The 17071-nt window shown below is 48.0% G+C and carries 16 protein-coding genes; 15 read left to right on the top strand and 1 reads right to left on the bottom strand.

Annotated elements, in window-relative coordinates; translation table 11 throughout:
- Positions 1-14 precede the first annotated feature (14 nt).
- From smc to V1L65_RS06500, 15 genes are all read left to right on the top strand, one after another.
- Positions 15-3593: a chromosome segregation protein SMC gene (gene smc / locus V1L65_RS06570; protein ID WP_331698297.1), complete on the top strand. Its 3579-nt coding sequence runs from the start codon at positions 15-17 to the stop codon at positions 3591-3593.
- Between the two features lie 66 nt (positions 3594-3659).
- A complete protein-coding gene (gene ftsY / locus V1L65_RS06565; protein ID WP_331698296.1) occupies positions 3660-4667 on the top strand; it encodes a signal recognition particle-docking protein FtsY in 1008 nt (335 codons plus the stop codon).
- A gap of 180 nt (positions 4668-4847) precedes the next feature.
- On the top strand, positions 4848-5255 hold the full coding sequence (locus V1L65_RS06560) for a putative DNA-binding protein (protein ID WP_331698295.1): 408 nt from the start codon (positions 4848-4850) through the stop codon (positions 5253-5255).
- Positions 5234-6616, top strand: coding sequence for a signal recognition particle protein (gene ffh, locus V1L65_RS06555; RefSeq protein ID WP_331698294.1), 1383 nt, complete (start codon positions 5234-5236; stop codon positions 6614-6616). Before V1L65_RS06560 ends, ffh begins: the two co-directional genes overlap by 22 nt.
- Before the next feature lie 41 nt (positions 6617-6657).
- On the top strand, positions 6658-6930 hold the full coding sequence (gene rpsP, locus V1L65_RS06550) for a 30S ribosomal protein S16 (protein ID WP_331698293.1): 273 nt from the start codon (positions 6658-6660) through the stop codon (positions 6928-6930).
- A gap of 25 nt (positions 6931-6955) precedes the next feature.
- A complete protein-coding gene (locus V1L65_RS06545) occupies positions 6956-7186 on the top strand; it encodes a KH domain-containing protein (protein ID WP_331698292.1) in 231 nt (76 codons plus the stop codon).
- 96 nt (positions 7187-7282) lie between these two features.
- Entirely contained in the window at positions 7283-7807 is a 525-nt protein-coding gene (gene rimM / locus V1L65_RS06540; protein ID WP_331698291.1) for a ribosome maturation factor RimM, read from the top strand.
- 1 nt (position 7808) lies between these two features.
- Positions 7809-8567 (top strand): tRNA (guanosine(37)-N1)-methyltransferase TrmD, encoded by a 759-nt coding sequence (gene trmD / locus V1L65_RS06535; protein WP_331698290.1) that lies wholly within the window; start codon positions 7809-7811, stop codon positions 8565-8567.
- 154 nt (positions 8568-8721) lie between these two features.
- On the top strand, positions 8722-9063 hold the full coding sequence (gene rplS, locus V1L65_RS06530) for a 50S ribosomal protein L19 (protein WP_331698289.1): 342 nt from the start codon (positions 8722-8724) through the stop codon (positions 9061-9063).
- 165 nt (positions 9064-9228) lie between these two features.
- A complete protein-coding gene (lepB, locus tag V1L65_RS06525) occupies positions 9229-9930 on the top strand; it encodes a signal peptidase I (RefSeq protein ID WP_331698288.1) in 702 nt (233 codons plus the stop codon).
- A 31-nt stretch (positions 9931-9961) separates the two neighbouring features.
- On the top strand, positions 9962-10864 hold the full coding sequence (ylqF, locus tag V1L65_RS06520; protein WP_331698287.1) for a ribosome biogenesis GTPase YlqF: 903 nt from the start codon (positions 9962-9964) through the stop codon (positions 10862-10864).
- A gap of 47 nt (positions 10865-10911) precedes the next feature.
- Positions 10912-11520, top strand: coding sequence for a ribonuclease HII (locus V1L65_RS06515; RefSeq protein WP_331698286.1), 609 nt, complete (start codon positions 10912-10914; stop codon positions 11518-11520).
- Positions 11521-12678: 1158 nt separating this feature from the next.
- Positions 12679-14721 (top strand): hypothetical protein, encoded by a 2043-nt coding sequence (locus tag V1L65_RS06510; RefSeq protein WP_331698285.1) that lies wholly within the window; start codon positions 12679-12681, stop codon positions 14719-14721.
- Positions 14718-15035: an EscU/YscU/HrcU family type III secretion system export apparatus switch protein gene (locus tag V1L65_RS06505; protein WP_331698284.1), complete on the top strand. Its 318-nt coding sequence runs from the start codon at positions 14718-14720 to the stop codon at positions 15033-15035. The genes V1L65_RS06510 and V1L65_RS06505 overlap by 4 nt, the downstream gene beginning before the upstream one ends.
- Positions 15022-15387: a YraN family protein gene (locus V1L65_RS06500; protein ID WP_331698283.1), complete on the top strand. Its 366-nt coding sequence runs from the start codon at positions 15022-15024 to the stop codon at positions 15385-15387. Before V1L65_RS06505 ends, V1L65_RS06500 begins: the two co-directional genes overlap by 14 nt.
- Here the strand turns inward: V1L65_RS06500 and V1L65_RS06495 are convergent.
- The gene (locus V1L65_RS06495) at positions 15384-16946 is read right to left on the bottom strand and encodes a YifB family Mg chelatase-like AAA ATPase (RefSeq protein ID WP_331698282.1); all 1563 of its coding nucleotides are present in this window, start codon (positions 16944-16946) and stop codon (positions 15384-15386) included. The genes V1L65_RS06500 and V1L65_RS06495 overlap by 4 nt on opposite strands.
- Positions 16947-17071 lie beyond the last annotated feature (125 nt).

Genomic DNA, 17071 nt, shown 5'->3' with positions numbered 1-17071 from the left:
GTGAAAGCCATACCATGTTTTTGAAACGGATCGAATTATCAGGTTTTAAATCATTTGCCGACAAGACCGAAATGGAATTTGTCAACGGCATTACAGCTGTCGTTGGGCCGAACGGCTCCGGCAAAAGCAATATTTCAGATGGCATTCGCTGGGTGCTGGGCGAGCAAAGCGCCAAAAGCTTGCGCGGCGGCAAGATGGAAGATGTCATTTTTGCCGGAAGCGATGCCCGCAAGGCAGTCAATTACGGAGAAGTATCTCTTACTCTGGACAATGAGGATAATGCGCTCCCGCTAGAGTACAATGAGGTAACCGTCACCAGGCGTGTTCACCGCAGCGGGGAAAGTGAATATCTCATTAACAAGCAGCCATGCCGGCTTAAGGATATTACTGAATTGTTTATGGATACCGGTATCGGAAAGGAAGCTTATTCCATTATTGGACAAGGCAGAATTGAAGAAATATTAAGTACAAGATCAGAGGATCGCCGCGGTATTTTTGAGGAAGCGTCAGGAATCGTCAAATACAAATCGCGTAAGCGTGAAGCGCAAAAAAAGCTCGATGAGACTGAGCAAAATTTATTGCGCATCCATGATCTTGTCTCGGAGCTTGAGGATCAGGTCGAGCCATTGCGCAAGCAATCCGAGAAAGCTATTCATTATAAATCGCTCAGAGAGCAGCTTAAAACAAAAGAGATCTCGATGTACGTACATAATATCGAGACGGTCCATCGATCCTGGGAAGAGTCCAATCAGAAGCTGGAGCAGCTCAAGCAACAGCAGCTGCAGCTGTCCACGGTCGTAAGCAAGCATGACGCCCATTTGGAAAATGACCGCCAGCTGCTGCGCAATATTGAAGCCGAGCTAGATGAGCTGCACGCTTTGATGCTGCAAATTAGCGAAGAGGCAGAAAAGTGCGAAGGCTACGGCGAGGTGCTGAAGGAACGCAAAAAAAATCTGGAGCAGAACAAGCAGCAGCTTGAGCAAAGCATCGCTGCGCAGGATGAAAGAATCGTACTGCTTTCGAAGGAGGAAGCCGAGTACCGCAGCAAAGCTGCCGGCTTGGAGCTTCAGCTGTCGGAATTGAAGGCGGCGCTTGCCGAGGAAGAAGCTAATTTGCTCGGCGTATCTGGCGAGGCTGTAATGGATGCTCAGGAGCGACTTAAGGCAGAGCTGCTGGAAGTGCTGAGCAGTATGGCTCAGCACCGCAACGAGCTGCGCTATTACGCTCAGCAGCAGGAATCGCTGCAGCGCAGAATGGAACGTCTGGATGAGGATGAAAATAAATGGACGGAGCAGCAGGAACGGCTGAAACAGCGCCATTCTGAGCTCCAGCGGACAATTAATGAAACGTTGGAGCGGCTCAGCAAGATCCGTAACGATTCTATTACGGAATCCGAAAAGCTGAAAGAGATAACATCTATGCTGGACGAGGTGTCGCAGTCGCTTCGCAAATGGGAGCAAAGGCTGGACAGCTGTATTTCGCGACGGGATACGATGAAGGAAATGCAGGATGCGCTCGACGGTTTTATGCAAGGTGTTAAAGAGGTGCTTAAAGCGTCTAGGCGCGGTGCAAGCGGAATTTCCGGTGTGCATGGCGCGATAGCCGAACTGATTGTTGTGCCGGAACGAATTGAAGTTGCGGTAGAGACAGCGCTTGGCAATGCGATGCAGCATATTGTAATGGAAAATGAACAGACAGCTAGATCAGCCATTAGCTTTTTGAAGCAAAGGCAGCTGGGGCGTGCGACGTTCTTGCCGCTTGATGTAATCAAGGCGCGGCATATACCTGAGCAGGACAAGCGCATGCTGCAATCCCTCGACGGCTTTGTCGGCGTTGCTGCCGAGCTTGTTCAGTGCAACAGCCAGTACAACGCTGTTGTGTTCAGTTTGCTGGGCAACGTCCTGCTTGCAGAGACGTTGGAGCAGGCGAATCGGATCGCTTCGAGATGCCAGTACCGTTTCCGTGTCGTAACACTAGAAGGCGACGTCGTTAATGCGGGCGGCTCGATGACTGGCGGCAGTCTTCACAAGAAGGGTGCAAGCCTGCTTGGGCGCCAGCGCCAAATTGAAGCGCTGGATCAAGAAATTGTCCAAGCTAAGAGCACTGTAGAGCATTTGCGCGATAAGCTATCCGATTTGCGCAAGGAGCAATCAATCCGCAATCAGAAATTCGATCAGCTGAGAGAGCAGGCGGAGCAGTGCCGTTTTGAAGAACAGCAGGCAAAGTCCCAGCTGGATCAGCTGCAAAGCGAAGAGCGTCATATGAAGGAGCAGCTGGAAATTTCGTCGTCTGATCGCGCTACGCATGTTTCGGAGCAGACAGCTGCCGAGGAAGCGATTAAGCTTGCCAATGAGCGGCTGGAGAAATTGACAGATGATGAAGCAAGATTGCAAGAGGCGATCAAGCTTGCGGAAGAGCAGCGCAAGGCTAGCGAGAATGCCAAGGAGCAGCTTCAGGGACAGTTGACCGACCTCAAAATTGCAGTCGCCAAAACCGATCAGGAGCGCTTGTCGAGTCTGGATCAGGCTGCTCGCGTCCGCACTGATATTCAGCATGCGAAGCAGGAGCTTCAGCAGCTGCGCCAGATTGCAGAGCAGCAAGCTGCTGAGACCATTCGCCATGAAGAGGAAACGAGCAATCAAATCGAGCAGCTCAATGAATTGCGGATTAAAAAGCAGCAGTGCGCAGAGCAGACCGATTTCAAGCGTGCTGCAAGGGCGCAAAGAATTGCTGATCTGGATCAGGGCGAAAATGAAACGAAGGAGCAGCGCAGCCAGCTTCGCGATATTGAAGAGCAAATGCGACAAACTGAAATAGCAGCTAATCGTATGGATGTTGAGCTTGAAAATTTACTGCGCAAGCTGAGTGAAGAGTATGAGCTAAGCTTTGAGCTGGCCCGCACGCAATACCCGGTACCGGAGGATATTGCCGGAACGCAGCACGATGTCAGAGATTTGAAGCGGCAAATTACTGCGTTGGGTGACGTCAACCTAGGGGCGATAGATGAGTATGAGCGCATCAAGGAGCGCTATGAATTTTTATCCGAGCAGAAAAATGATTTAATTGAAGCAAAGACTACTCTTTACCAGGTTATAAGCGAAATGGATGAAGAGATGTCCAAACGCTTTAGGACGACCTTTGAAGCGATCCGCAGCCATTTTGTCGTCGTATTTGGAAAGCTGTTTGGCGGCGGCCGCGCAGATCTGGTTATGGTGGAGCCGGATCGTGTCCTTGATACGGGAATAGATATCGTGGCTCAGCCGCCAGGCAAAAAGCTGCAAAATTTGCAGCTGCTATCAGGCGGAGAGCGGGCGCTGACGGCAATCGCCTTGTTGTTTGCGATTTTGCAGGTGAAGCCGGTTCCGTTCTGCGTGCTGGATGAGGTTGAGGCAGCATTGGATGAGGCCAATGTGTCCAGGTTCGCTCAATATTTGCGTGAGTTTTCTGAACTGACGCAATTTATTGTCGTTACTCATCGTAAGGGTACGATGGAAGAAGCAGATGTGCTTTATGGCGTTACGATGGAGGAAGGCGGCGTTTCCAAACTTGTCTCCGTACGGCTGGAGGAGGAAGAAAACCAAGTAACTGCGTAAATGGCTGTCTTTGATAAAAGATAAAAGGTTTTGAAGGGTTATAGCAAAAATGAAGGAGCTGCAGCAATGAGTTTTTTTAAAAAGCTGAAGGAAAGCATCGCTTCGAAAACAGAGGCGGTAACTAATGTATTTAAGGAAGGCTTGTCCAAGACGCGGACTGCTTTTGTTGAAAAAGTAGAGGAGCTCATTCTTCGCCGCAAAAAAATCGACGAGGAATTTTATGAGGAGCTTGAAGAAATTTTGATCGGTGCAGACGTCGGGGTTATGACGGTTATGGAATTAATCGATGATTTGCGCAAGGAAGTCAAAAAGCAAAAAATTGAAGATGCTGCTGAGCTGCAGCCTATTTTGTCAGAGAAGCTGGTTGCCTTGCTTAAGGGTGACGACAACGCTGAGCTGCGCATGGCGAAAGACGGCATTACCGTTATTCTATTTGTTGGCGTAAATGGAGTAGGCAAAACGACGACAATCGGCAAACTTGCCCATAAATTCAAAAGCGAGGGCAAGAGTGTCCTGCTTGCTGCCGGCGATACTTTTCGCGCGGGCGCAATCGAACAGCTTGAGGTATGGGGGACCCGCGTCGGTGTAGATGTAGTGAAGCAGCAGGCCGGCTCTGACCCGGCGGCCGTCATGTTCGATGCCGTTCAGGCTGCCAAGCAGCGCGGAGTAGACGTATTGCTCTGCGATACCGCAGGCCGTTTGCAAAACAAGTCCAATTTGATGGAAGAGCTGAACAAAATTTTTCGTGTTATACAGCGTGAGATTCCGGATGCTCCTCATGAGGTGCTGATGGTTCTTGATGCTACGACGGGACAAAACGCATTAAGCCAAGCCAAGCTGTTTGGCGAGAAGAGCGGCGTTACAGGCTTGGTGCTTACGAAGCTTGACGGCACAGCCAAGGGCGGTATCGTCATCGCGATTCGCAATGAGCTGAACTTGCCGGTTAAGCTTGTAGGGCTGGGCGAAAAAATGGAGGATCTGCAGCAGTTTGACTCGGAGCAATTTGTACATGCACTGTTCGCAGGCTTGATTGTGAAAGAAGAGCAGCAGGACGCAGTAACGCAGGACAAGTAAACGATAGCTAGGAGGACCGGTTTAATAGGCGGTCCTTTTATTTTAAAATAAAAAACATATTGATGTGACAAGTAAAAAGACTTGACAGGCTGAGTGAACTCAAGTATGATAAGTATCGTTGATATGCTGTAAAGGGATGTTACTTGACAGGTTTGCGAAATGTAAGAAGGGGGCGAGGCAATGAGTGCTGAGGAAGCGAATGCCCTGGCCAGAACGACGCGGATTAATTTGTTGTTTGACTTCTACGAGCCTTTATTAACAGAGAAGCAGCGTACTATACTTTCATATTACTATCATGATGATTTCTCGCTTGGCGAAATTGCGTCTGAATTTAATATTAGCCGCCAAGCTGTTTATGACAATATAAAAAGAGCAGAACAGGCGCTTGAAACCTATGAACGAAAATTAGAATTGCTGGAAAAGCACGAACGGCGTGAGCAGCTGATTGGACAGCTGAAGCGCGGTATCGAGCAGCTGGCTTTGACTTCACAAGACAAGCAGTGTCTGATGGAATGGATTCAGGCATACCATCAAACCGAACAATTACAAGAAGGAGGTGACGGTTCATGGCAGCATTTGAAAGCTTAACCAGTCGATTGCAAAATGTATTCAGCAAGCTGAAGGGAAAAGGCAAAGTATCCGAAGAGGACGTTTCGGAGGCGATGCGCGAGGTGCGGCTTGCCTTGCTTGAAGCGGACGTTAACTTCAAGGTTGTAAAGGATTTTATCGCGAAGGTAAAGGAACGCGCAGTCGGCATTGATGTGACGAAGAGCTTTACTCCAGGCATGGTCGTCATCGATATCGTTAATAAAGAGCTGACTGAGCTTATGGGCGGTACACAGAGCAAGCTAGCCAAGGCTAACAAGCCTCCGACTGTCATTATGATGGCCGGCTTGCAGGGTGCGGGTAAGACGACTACATCAGGAAAGCTTGCTAAGCTTCTGCAAAAAAGCAATCACAAGCCGCTTTTGGTAGCATGCGATATTTATCGGCCTGCAGCTATCAAGCAGTTGCAAGTGCTTGGAGGCCAAATCGGCGCGCCGGTATTTGCAATGGGCGATCAAGTATCGCCGGTTGAAATTGCCAAAGCAAGCTTGCAGTTCGCAAAGGACAATGGTAACGATTATGTTATTATCGATACAGCCGGCCGTCTGCATATTGATGAGGCGCTCATGGAGGAGCTCAAGCAGATCCATGCGTTTGTAAAGCCGGATGAAGTGTTGCTCGTTGTAGATGCAATGACAGGTCAGGATGCAGTTAACGTTGCGAAGAGCTTTCATGAGCAGCTTGAGCTGACAGGCGTCGTATTGTCCAAGCTCGATGGCGATACGCGAGGCGGTGCCGCTCTGTCGGTCAAGGCCGTAACCGGCCAGCCGATCAAGTTTGCAGCAATGGGCGAGAAAATCGATGCGCTCGAGCCGTTCCATCCGGAGCGCATGGCTTCAAGAATTTTAGGCATGGGAGACATGCTTTCGCTTATTGAGAAGGCACAAGCGAATATCGATAGCGAAAAAGCGGCTGAGATGGAGCGCAAAATGCGCAATGCCGAATTTACCTTTGATGATTTCCTTGAGCAAATGGAGCAGGTGCGCAAGCTCGGACCGCTTGATCAGCTTATGGATATGTTGCCTGGCATGGGCAAAATGAAGGCAAATATGAAGGATATGAAGGTAGACGACAAGCAGATTTCTCGCGTTGAAGCGATCGTCAAGTCGATGACGAAGGAAGAGAAGCAAAAGCCGGAGCTGCTTAATCATAGCAGACGCAAGCGCGTCGCTGCCGGCAGCGGAACAACCATCGTTGAAGTCAACCGCTTGATCAAGCAATTTGATGATATGCGCAAGATGATGAAGCAGTTCTCATCCATGATGGGACCGAAGGGTCCGAAAGGCAAAGGAAAAAAAGGGCTTAAGGGCTTGATGGGAAGAAACATGAAATTTCCGTTTTAATATATAGAGGCTTTTATTTGATTGAAGGAGGTGAATTATAAATGGCAGTTCGTATCCGTTTGAAACGCATTGGTGCTCATAAAGCTCCTTTCTACCGCGTAGTGGTTTCTGATTCTCATTCCCCGCGCGATGGACGTTTTATCGAAGAAATCGGTACTTACAATCCGGTTGCTCAACCGGCTCAAGTAAAAATCGATGAAGATAAAGCTTTGAAATGGTTGCAAAATGGTGCTCAAGCATCTGATACAGTTCGCAGCTTGCTTTCTCAAGCAGGTGTATTGAAGAAGTTCCATGAGCTTAAGCAACAGAAATAACTGTTGAACAGCGGAGGGCTTTGTGATGAAAGAATTAATTCTTGTCATAGCGAAGGCTTTGGTGGATCATCCTGAAGATGTGCGAGTACAAGTGAAGGATGATGAACGCAGCGTGATTTACGAGCTGTCAGTACACCCCGACGATATCGGTAAAGTAATCGGTAAGCAGGGGCGTATTGCCAAGGCGATACGTACGGTTGTAACGTCAGCTTCAGTCAAATCGAATAAGCGTGTAGTCGTCGATATAAATTCATAGTTCGCACGCGACTAGAGAGGGCTGGGATCATGATCCTGGCCTTCTTGGCGTGTTATAATAGATTGTATGAAACAGATAAAATAAAGGGGCGGTATGATGAGCGAAAAATGGTACACAGTCGGCAAGCTAGTAAATACGCACGGTATTCGCGGCGATGTCAAAGTGCTGCCGCAAACTGACTTTGCTGATGAGCGCTTTGCGCCAGGCAGCGAGCTGCTGCTTGTGAATGAGTCTGGTAAGGAATCGCTGCAGGTTACAGTTACAGCTGCAAGATTGCAAAAAAATATGTATTTTATTCGATTTGCAGGCTTGGACAACATTAACGAAGTTGAAAAATATAAAGGCTGGAGCTTAAAAGTATCAGAGGCGAATCAAGGGGAGCTTGATGAAGGAGAATACTATTATCACCAAATTATCGGCTGCACGGTTGTGTTGGAAGATGGTGAGCAGCTAGGAACGATCAGCGAAATTTTATCGCCGGGCGCCAATGATGTGTGGGTTGTGGATCGTCCAAAAAATCAAGGCAAGCAAATATTGCTTCCTGTCATAGACGAAGTTGTACTTGACGTGGATGTAGCAAACAAGCAGGTGACTGTTCGACTTTTGGAAGGATTGATTTAGTGTGAAAATAGATGTGCTCACCTTGTTTCCAGAAATGTTCGATGGTGTATTTAATGCCAGCATTCTTGGAAAGGCTAGGGACAAAGGTATTGTATCCTTGCAGGCTGTCAACTTTCGCAATTACTCCAAAAATAAACATCAGACGGTCGATGATTATCCTTATGGAGGCGGCGGAGGAATGGTGCTGCAGGCAGAGCCAGTATTTGAGGCGGTTGAGGCGCTCATAAAAGCCAATGAACCGGCTGGCAAGCCGCGCGTCATACTTATGTGCCCGCAGGGTCAACCGTATTCACAGAAAAAGGCGGAGGAGCTTGCTAAGGAAGAGCATCTCATTCTTATTTGCGGACATTATGAAGGCTATGATGAACGTATTCGCGAGCATCTGGTTACAGATGAGCTGTCTGTCGGCGATTACGTGCTGACCGGAGGCGAACTGCCAGCTATGACTATAATTGATAGCGTTGTCCGCCTTCTTCCTGGAACGCTCGGCAATGCTAGCTCTGCTGTTACAGATTCGTACAGCACGGGCTTGCTGGAATATCCGCATTATACTCGGCCAGCTGTATTTCGCGACTGGAGTGTGCCGGACGTGCTTGTTTCGGGTCATCACGCCAATGTTGAGATATGGCGCAGAGAGCAGTCATTGCTGCGTACGCTGCGCAGGCGTCCTGATATGTTAAGCGCTGCAGAGCTGACAGATAAGGAACGGCAGTGGCTGAAAAAAATTGCGGAGGAAGAGCAAATAAAAATAAACGTTTAGCACGGTTTTAGTGTTGAAATATTGCGCTGGTTATGGTAGAATTTGCAGTGTTGTTCTTAAAGTCGGACGGTCCGCTATACGCCATGAAGCGATTCAGAGGAATCGTGGAGCCTAGGAGCCTATAAGAACGTCTATGGTGGAAGGAGTGAACGAAATGAATATCGTACAAGCAATTACACAAGATCAATTGCGTAAGGATCTTCCGAGCTTTCGTCCTGGTGACACTTTGAAAGTTCACGTTAAAGTCGTTGAGGGTTCGCGCGAGCGTATCCAGTTGTTCGAAGGCGTTGTAATCAGACGTCGCGGCGGCGGCATTAGCGAAACATTTACAGTGCGTAAAATTTCTTACGGTGTAGGTGTGGAAAGAACTTTCCCGCTTCATTCGCCTAAACTCGATAAAATCGAAGTGGCTCGCCGTGGTAAAGTACGCCGTGCGAAGCTTTACTATCTTCGCAGTCTGCGCGGTAAAGCTGCTAGAATTAAAGAGATTCGTTAAAACGACAAGAGGGGCTTGCGCAAACAAGCTCCTTTTCGTTTTTCAGGAAAAAAGTTGAACGTATTGGGTGTAGGCTGCCTTCTCTTTCGATTTTGTAACCGATCGCACCCTTTACGAATGAGGCGGCTGTTACGTATAGCAATATGACTAGAAAAGGAGAATTTGATGAGTGTGAATAAACATGATAATGATCAATGGAATGAACAAATAACGGACCAATCTCCTTCTTCGCAATCAGAACATGCAGATATGCCCGACCGTTCCGCGGTACATGGAAGCAAAGTAAAAAGTAAAAAAGCCGGCAATGAGTATTTGGAGTGGACTAAAGCGCTAGTAATAGCCATCGTGCTTGTTTTTATTATCCGACAGTTTCTGTTTTCGCCGTTTATTGTTGATGGCGCGTCGATGCAGCCGAATTTTGAAACGGGTGAACGGTTGATCGTGAACAAATTGATATACAATATAGGGAAGCCTAAATATGGAGATGTAATCGTATTTAATGTTCCTGAACAAGGAAGAAAGTTTATTAAGCGTGTAATTGGCGTACCTGGCGATACAATTTCGCTTAAGGGCGATGATTTATATATTAACGACAAGCTTATAGATGAGCCGTATATAAGAGAGGTTGTAGCAGCCAAGCATGCTCAGGGCATGCTGTATAATGGCAGCGGCAATCAGTACAATTATCCTAATTCCAAAAATGGTGAAACTGTCGTTCCGGAGGGAACTGTATTTGCAATGGGGGATAATAGAGGAGACAGCACAGACAGCCGTTATTTAGGTTTTATTAATGAAAAAGAAATTATTGGTCGTGCAGAGGTAATATTCTGGCCGCTCAACCAAATCAAATTCATTAATCATTACTAGTACGGCTCAGTATACACCATGAGGTGAGTAGATGAATATTCAGTGGTTTCCAGGTCATATGACGAGAGCGCGCCGGCAAATACAAGAGAAGCTCAAGCTGATTGATATCGCAATCGAGCTGCTTGACGCTCGTGTTCCAATGTCGAGCCGCAATCCGATGGTCGATGAAATTTTGCTGCATAAGCCAAGGTTGATCGTATTGAATAAAAGTGATTTGGCTGATCCGAAGGCGACGGAGCAATGGATGGCGTATTTTGCGCATGAAGGGCATGAATGTATCGCTGTCGATTCGTCGACAGGCTTCCAGGTTGGTCAAATTGCTGTGAAATCCAAAGAGATATTAAAAGAGTGGATCGACAAGCAGGTTGCCAAAGGAATTAACCCAAGAGCAATCAGAGGATTGATAGTCGGTATTCCGAACGTTGGTAAATCGACGCTAATAAATCGATTGGCCGGAAAAAAGATAGCTGCTACCGGGGATCGTCCAGGCGTAACAAAAGGCCAGCAATGGATCAAGCTGGCGAGCGGTGATATGGAGCTGCTGGATACGCCGGGTATATTATGGCCCAAATTCGAGGATCAAAAGGTAGGCTACCGCTTGGCTGTTACAGGCGCAATCAAGGAAGAAATTCTTCATGTAGATGATATTGCCTTTTACGCTGTGAAGGAGCTAGCCAAGCGATACTGGCCGGCGTTGTCTGAGCGCTATGATTTGAAAAACAAACCGGAGGATTTCGAAAATCCAACAGCAATCGTTGAGTTGATGGAAGAAATCGGGCGACGCAGAGGCTGTGTCGTGAGCGGCGGTCATATTGATTTGGAAAAAGCATCAGTATTAATATTGCGTGATCTTCGTTCAGGCAAGCTGGGCCGCTTGACGCTGGAGGAGCCGTATGAAGATATGCCGGTTCGTTCGATTGGCTCGGAGGAGTAAACCTGCGCGTCGCCATCAACGATAGATTCAGGCAGGGGGAAAAGATAGTGCTGCAGCATGAACAAATGCTATGGGAGATGGGATACACAGCAATAGCGGGGGTGGATGAAGTTGGGCGCGGCTGTTTGTTTGGCGATGTAGTGGCCGCGGCAGTTATTTTGCCCCCGGGATTGATTATTGAAGGCATAAATGATTCCAAAAAGTTAACAGAGCGCAAGCGTGAACAGCTGTATGAAGAAATTATTGCAGAGTGCATCGCTTGGTCTGTAGCAAGAATTGACGCATCGGAAATTGACCGGATCAATATTAAGCAAGCGTCCAGGCTTGCAATGAAGATTGCGGTGGAGTCGCTGGAGCCGGCGCCTGACTATGTATTAATAGATGCTGAAAAGCTGGATATTGCAGCGCCGCAGCAATCTTTAATAAAAGGTGATGCGATCAGCCAGACGATTGCTGCCGCCTCAATTGTTGCAAAAGTGACCCGAGACAAATTATGTGTCAATGAATGGGAAGAGAAATTTCCCGGATATGGGATCGCGGTACATAAAGGATATGCAACTAAGCTTCATCGCGAGCAGCTTCTGCTAAGAGGACCTAGCTCTGAGCATAGAGCGACATTTTTGAAAAAAATTTTTAGCGAGACAAGCAAAGTTTAGCGAGACAAGCAAAGCATAGACTGCGAAAGACTCGCCTGTAATGCTTGCCCATAATGGGGCGGCGTTAGGGGCGAGTTTTTTTATAGGTCATTAATATAGTTCGTTAATATAGGTGATAAATGTGACAATGTGGAATTTCTCAGGCTGTTGGAAAACCGTAACACACGCTTTGCGACGACGGCTAACTCTGTTATGTGGTAAGAGCACTCACGCGCTTATGCTAACTTTTGAGTAACAAGTACTCGCGCGCTAAAGCTAACTGTATTTCATCAGGCTGTTGAAAAAGCTCCGCAACAGCTTAATAGCCCGGAAAACAGACCAAAAGCAGTAAGCGGGAAGCCGTCGATTCGTTGTAGTAGTTAAATAACCGAGCAAAAGTCGTAATGCCATCTGTTTAGAATTGTAACGGAACTGAGAGGCTCTATTTAGCAATAAAAAGGTGTTTTAAAACTGTAACGGAACTGTGGAGCGCTATAGTGATCTTTCCCCCGTTTAGGTAGTGAATTTGAGTAAATAAAGTTTCTCAGTTCCTTTAGATTTTAGAATAAGCTGATTTCCGTACAATAGCGTGTCTCAGTTCCGTTAGCGTTTTTCAACAGCCTGATTTCATGCGCTTAGTTTTAAGAAATTTGGCTTTTTGTGATTCTAAGGGGAAAAACTACATCTAGTTTGGCGCAATTCGCAAATAATAGAGTAATTCAATAAAACTAGATGCATGAAATCCATTTGAATCATTTATTCGATGAAAAAGAAAATCTGGATGCACAAAATGTACTTAGTTACCACGAGCTGAATGTAGACTTGTCTATTCTCCATACTGTACTTTATCAATAAGCTCAATTTCGCACAATGAGACTCACGACACTCCTCAGTTGCGCAGTTTGTATGGTTTTTCGTACAAAGTGACTCACGACACTCAACAGCCGCGATAGTTTGTATGTTTTTTAGCACAATAATGTTTTTCGAGTCATTTCGGTTTATTCTATATGAAATTTCGAATTAAACTTTCCCCATAAAAGTGCAGCAGTAGTGTTCATTAGGACGGCAGATTTCAACTTGCTTGCAGCTCGCTCTTCATGGAACAGCCTTATAAGCCGATATAAAGATAGAGTGAGAAATGCCTCTGAAAGGAACGAGCTTATGAATATCAGTCACTTAATGAGAAGCTTACTCGGCGAACAGACGGTTGGCGATTCGCGGACGCTGGAATTAAAAGTTGGTCAAACAGTACGCGGCGTAGTATCGCAGCTGCTTGATAATAACGAAGCGATCGTTCAAATACAAGGAGTGCAGGTTAGAGCAAAGCTTGAATCTCCGTTGCAAGCGGGCCAGACTGCCTTTTTGCAGGTTCAGCCGCAGTCAAGCGGCTCTACAATTATTATGAAACAGGTGGATCCGGTTGCCGCCGGCATGCTGGATGATACCTTTAGAGATATTGCTAAAAAGCTTGGACTGCCTGATCAAAAATGGGCTGTCGAGCTAGTAAAGGATTTACGGCAGGAGGGTTTTACTTTTAACCGGGCTACTGCTGCCGCTTTTCAGCAGGCAGCCTCCTTGCTGCCTCCTGGCGCTAATATGGAGCAGTGGATGCAAGCTGCCGCTGCTGCATTTAAACGCGGCATGCCATTGACTGCTGCAACGATCTCCGCCATGCAGCAAATCATGTTCGGCCAGCCGCAGCATGAATTGCTGCAATCATTGCGCAACATGCTAAGCGGGGCTTTGGCCAATCAATCTGCATCACTCGTTTCTTCAGGAGCGGGCTCCGCAGCCTTCCTTCAAGCTGCAGCGAAAGTATTGTCTTTGCTTGATGCCGGTAATTCTTTTTTGCAAGGATTAACGAGTAGTGGAAAAGGTGTAACAAGCGGTATGGCAGCAAGCTTACAGCAAGCTGGCAGCGCGGGTGGTACGCTGAATCATTTCCAAGGTGAGGGCAATGTGCCAGGTCAAGGAGGAGGGACAGCACAAGCTGCCCAAGCCAGCCAGTCTCAACCAGCGAACTGGCTTGGCGGCATGATGAAGTGGTTGGGGGTCGATCATGAACTGCAGCTTGCCAAACAAGCTACGAAGCAATATTCAGAGCAGCTGCAGCAGGCTTCCTCGAGCGGAAGGGGCGGGTTGCAAGCTGCAGCACAAGCTCCAGCTCAAGCAGCAAACACTCCCAACGCTGCCATTTTGAATAATGGTGCAGCGCAGCAAGCGACCGCAGCAACAGTTCCGCAGCCGCAAGCTGGCCCGCAGGCTCCATCTGCGATGACAGCGCAGATGACAAATCAAGCGGGCGCTTCCTCCAGCAGCGGCGGCGCTCAGCAGTCTGCTTTTCAGCCTCCAGCACAAAGCCTTCAGGCGCAGCCAGGGCAGCAGCAGGCGACTGCTGCTGTACAAGCGAACGCGGCGAATACGTCAGCGGTCGCGTCTGGCGGCTCGCAAGCGATGCAGACTGACCTGCAGCCGTCTGCCCCGAGCGGCAGCGTATCACAGCATCAGCAAGCTGCTGCTCCGGCATCGCCTGCGCATGCAAGCGGCCATCCGCTTGCAGCCGATGCGCGTGTGCTGCAGAATAGTCATGAGGCAGCTGCAGTTATGCAGCGCTCAGCAGCACATGCCGAGCCTATTCAAGCTGCTGAATCGCTCAAAGGAGCACTGCTGCAGCTGATTGCTGCGGCCGATGCGCCGGCGGCTGCCAAAGAGCTTGCCAATCAGCTTGTATCTCAAATAACCGGCCAGCAGCTTATGCTGACAGCGGAGCGCAACAATTCCTTATTCACACATATAACGATGTATATTCCGCTCCAGGATCAAGAAGGCGGTCAGACAGCCTCTGTCCATGTTCAGACGAGAAGGGGCCGCAAAGGCGAGCTTGATGCAGAAAATTGCAGACTGTTGTTTAATTTGTCAATGAAGACAATTGGAGAAACGATTATTGACGTATTTGTAGCTGATAGAATGGTAAGCTTGCATATTTGGAATGATCATCCCGCAACGGCTGAATTGACTGAGGCGACCAGGCTGACTATGGCAGAGCGTATGCAGCAGATCGGTTATCAGCTGTCCTCTCTTAAGGTAACAGCTATGCCTGATGAGTCGAAGCAGGAGGAAGCTGAGGCTGCAGTTGAGAGCAAGCACAAGCCAAAGCTTGCGCCTCCAGACTCCTCTTTATTCTCGGCAACTCGTTACAAAGGAGTTGATTTCAAAGTATGAGCAAGGAGCAGCTGGGTGAAGCAGCAGAAAGAACGGCGCCGCGGAAAGCTGTAGCGCTCAAATACGAGCCGGAGAAAGGTACGGCGCCTGTATTAATAGCGAAAGGGAAAGGCGAGCTTGCAGATCGAATATTGGCTTTGGCAAGTGAGAATAATGTACCAATCCAGGAGGATGCCTCTTTGGTCGAGGTATTGTCCAAGCTCGATGTCGAGCAAGAAATACCTGCGGAGCTGTTTACATTAGTAGCAGAAATATTATCCTTTGTATACCAATCAGATCGTAAAGCGAGGGATTGGCAGCATGAGCTTGGATAAAAAGCAGACAGGCCAGCTGGGCGAGCAGCTGGCCATAGCTTATTTCATCGAGTCCGGCTATCATATCCTGCATACCAATTGGAGATGCAAGACAGGAGAAATTGATATTATAGCCGAGAATGATGGCAGAGTTATTTTTGTCGAAGTCCGTACGCGAACAGGCAGCGGCAAATACGGCACAGCCGCCGAATCTGTACATAACCGAAAGCAGCAGCGCATCAGATTGAATGCACAATATTATTTGCAATCAAAGAAGTGGAATGACCGCCATGTAAGATTTGATGTCATTGCAATAGAGCTTGGTAATACTGCTCAATCGCACCAATTGAAACATATCGAAGGAGCATTTTAACGATTGTCGGTTGTTTTTTCTTCCAGTTTTCTATACTGTATCGCTTCGGCAATATGTTCAGCAGTAACGGTCTCCATTTGCTCGATATCGGCTATCGTTCTGGCGAGCCGTAACAGCCGATCATAAGCACGCATGCTGATACTTAACTTTTGGAATGCATAATCAAGCAGGCGGGCTGCGGATATATTCATATTGGCAGCTTTTTTTAATGCTGCTCCGGCAAGCTGGCTGTTATAGCGTACGCCATATATGCTGTTGCGCTGCCAGGCCAGCTCTCTTGCTTGCTTGACAAGTCTTTTCATATCAGCTGAGTTATTTCCATATTGTTTGGCGGTTGAATCTGCGGAAGCCGCTTCTTCTCGCAGGCTGGCTGGGCGGGAAATCTCCAGCTGCAGATCAAAACGGTCAAGCAGCGGACCCGACAGCCTCGATAAGTAACGAGCGATAGCCGCCGGGGAACAGGTGCACAGCTTACTGCCATATTCTTGATTTCTGAACCCGCATGGACATGGATTATACGATGCGGCAAGAATAAAGCTCGCTGGAAATTGAATCGTTGCTCTAGACCTGGCAATCGTCACCTGCCTGTCCTCAAGCGGCTGGCGCAGCATCTCCAGCACACTGCGTGGAAATTCAGCAAGCTCGTCAAGGAACAACACGCCGTGATGAGCTAGTGTAACTTCGCCCGGCTTCGGAATAGAGCCGCCTCCTATTAAACCTGCGGCGGAAATTGTATGATGAGGAGCGCGGAAGGGCGGGGCTGACATTAACCCGCTTATCTTCTGCGGGAGTTTGCCTGAAACGCTGTATATTTTCGTCACCTCGAGTGCTTCTTCCTCTGTAAGTGAAGGTAGAATAGTCGGTAATCTTCTAATCATCATCGTTTTACCAGTGCCTGGCGAACCGCACAGCAGCATATTATGCTTGCCTGCAGCTGCGATCAGCATAGCTCTTAAGGCTAGCTGCTGACCTATAATTTCAGCATAATCCTCCATAGTATTGGCTTCATGACAGTCAGCAGGCTGGGCGAGGCTGTCAAGGCTTTCAATAGCTTCAAACCTGAGTGCAAGCAGCTGCTTCAGATGGTGGATGCCGAACAGCTTCATCCCCGATATCCAAGATGCTTCATGAGCATTGGCGGCCGGCAATACTATATTAGTTAACCCGCAGTGTTTAGCCTGCTCAATCATGGCAAGTACGCCGGGCACTGGCTTAACGGTGCCGTCAAGCGACAATTCTCCAATAATAAGCACATCCTTAAGCTGACTGCCAGCGATTTGACCGCTCGCTGCAAGAATGCCTGAAGCGATAGCCAGATCAAAGGCAGTTCCTTCCTTGCGCAGATCAGCCGGAGCCAAGTTGACTGTAATGCGGTCCATAGGAAAGGTGAACCCGCTGTTTTTAATAGCTGCCCGCACCCGCTCAACAGATTCCCGAATAGCAGGGTCGGGCAATCCAACGATTGTGAGCTGAGGCAATCCGCTTGAAATATCAACTTCAACTGCTATTTCTCGGCCATCTACGCCATATACACTCGCGCTTCGAATACAGGAAAACAAAAAAACACCTCCATGTTGAATCAGAAGGTGCTTCCTTACCGAAACGATATCAAAAAGTTATCATTTAAATCCATTTGCTTGACTGCCGTGAGCATATGCAAACGCTTCAGTGAATGTAATATTAC

The organism is Paenibacillus sp. IITD108 (assembly GCF_036541265.1).
GTDB lineage: Bacteria > Bacillota > Bacilli > Paenibacillales > Paenibacillaceae > Pristimantibacillus.
The sequence above is the reverse complement of the archived record's forward strand: the minus strand, read 5'-3'. Positions and strand labels throughout refer to the sequence as shown.